The organism is Candidatus Darwinibacter acetoxidans (assembly GCF_041936445.1).
In the GTDB taxonomy this organism is placed as follows: Bacteria; Bacillota; Limnochordia; order Darwinibacteriales; family Darwinibacteriaceae; genus DTU010.
The window spans coordinates 1-1196 of the sequence record NZ_JBHGXH010000354.1 but is presented as its reverse complement, the minus strand read 5'-3'; the positions used below and the strand labels follow the sequence as shown (position 1 = coordinate 1196).

Annotated in this window: 2 protein-coding genes; both read left to right on the top strand. The window is 56.9% G+C overall.

What is annotated here, in order from left to right:
* The coding region (locus ACE4YL_RS15325) for a transposase (RefSeq protein ID WP_461369803.1) at positions 1 to 285 on the top strand (285 nt) is incomplete at its 5' end.
* Entirely contained in the window at positions 282 to 1166 is an 885-nt protein-coding gene (locus ACE4YL_RS15320) for an IS3 family transposase (RefSeq protein WP_286263757.1), read from the top strand. The genes ACE4YL_RS15325 and ACE4YL_RS15320, both read left to right, overlap by 4 nt.
* Positions 1167 to 1196: the final 30 nt, after the last annotated feature.

Below are 1196 nucleotides of genomic sequence, written 5' to 3'. Positions count from 1 at the left end.
AAAGCTAACGCGGTGGCGTTGGTGTTGGATGATGGGCGGTCGATCGCTGAGGCGGCACGGAATATCGGCGTCCTCGAGAAGACGTTAGGGAAATGGGTGAAGAAAGAACGAGACTTGCGCGATGAGCAGCGTGACCCGGACGAGTCTTTGACACGCTCGGAACGGGCCGAGCTCGAACAGCTCCGCGCGGATTACCAGAGGCTGCTGGACGAAAACGCTCATCTCCAGATGCAGGCCAGTTTCGCAAAAAAAGTGGCGACCTGGTTCGCGAAAGACCAGCAGTGAAGTTTGCTGCGATCGCGGACTGGGCTGATCAGGGTGTTTATCCGGTGGTGTTCATGTGTCGGGAACTCCAGGTGTCGACCTCGGGCTATTACAAGTGGCGGAGTCATCGGGTTTCGGCCAGGCACGACCAAGACGATCTGCTGATGGGATTGATTCGACATTTTTACGCCAGCAGCCCGGGCCGGCCTGGGGTCCGACGCATTCATGCCGAACTCGCTGCTGGCGGGCACCGGGTATCGCGCAAGCGGGTGTGGCGGCTGATGCGGGCGCTGGGTGTCCAGGGCCGTCATCCCGCGGCGTGGCGGCGAACCACGGTGGCTGGCGAGCATCCGGTGCCAGCCCCGGACCTGATCGGTCGAAGGTTCGAGGCGTCGGCACCGAACGAGAAGTGGTGCGGTGATATCACGTATGTGAAGACGTGGAATGGTTGGGCTTATCTGGCGACGGTGATCGACCTGTATTCCAGGAAGGTGGTGGGCTGGGCTGTCGATGACCATATGCGTACCTCGTTGGTCACTGATGCTTTAGATATGGCTCGGGTTCATCGCCAGCCTCGGACACGCGTGATTTTTCATTCGGACCGTGGGACGCAGTATACGTCGACGGATTTTGCTAAGTACTGTCGGAAACACAAGATTCGTCGATCATTGGGCCGTACCGGGATTTGTTACGATAACGCCGTCGCGGAATCGTTCTTCGCGACCTACAAGAAGGAACTCATCCATACCCGGCCTTGGCCAGATCTCAAGACTCTGAAGAAGTACACGTTTTCTTGGATTGAGGAATACTACAACCAGACTCGTCGCCATTCAACGCTCGGATACTTGACACCGCAAGAATATGAGCTAGGCTACAGAAACATACTTGAACTCGCAGCCTAAACAGCTATCCACTTTATCGGGAACACTCCA